General features: G+C 51.0%; 1 protein-coding gene. It reads left to right on the top strand.

All coding sequences use genetic code 11. From position 1 onward, the window contains the following. The coding region (locus A3766_RS00820) for a penicillin-binding transpeptidase domain-containing protein (RefSeq protein WP_255375268.1) at positions 1–577 on the top strand (577 nt) is incomplete at both ends.

Below are 577 nucleotides of genomic sequence, written 5' to 3' on the forward strand. Positions count from 1 at the left end.
AAAACCCCACGTCAACACCAAGCAGCGCTGGTATTAGAAGTATCTCAAGATAGCGCCAAATTATCACTCAAAGATGGCCAGGAAAAGACCTTGCTACGCGAGCAGGCCGAATGGGCAAGAAAATACGAGACCGTTGACCGAAGAGGTCCTGCCATCAAAAGCCTGGAAGACATACTTCAAACCGGTGACGTGATTCAAGTGACCACGTCAAACACAGAAACCAGCAATGAAGACGGCGAAACGGCAATGGCAGAAATCATCCACCTAAGCCAACTTCCGGAGGCACAAGGCGCCCTTATTTCGATCAACCCCGACAACGGAGCAATCAAGGCACTGGTTGGCGGCTATGACTTTGCCATGAGCCACTACAACCGCGCGACACAAGCCAAACGACAACCAGGTTCCAACTTCAAAGCCTTTGTTTATTTGGCAGCGATAGAAAACGGGACCACCGCTGCAAGCCTTATCAACGATGCCCCAATCGTATTTGAGGACGACAATCTGGAAGCGGCATGGCGGCCCGAGAACTCTAGCGGTAAGTTTTATGGCCCAACCCGGATCCGAAAAGCACTGTATA

This window comes from Oleiphilus sp. HI0132, assembly GCF_001635845.1.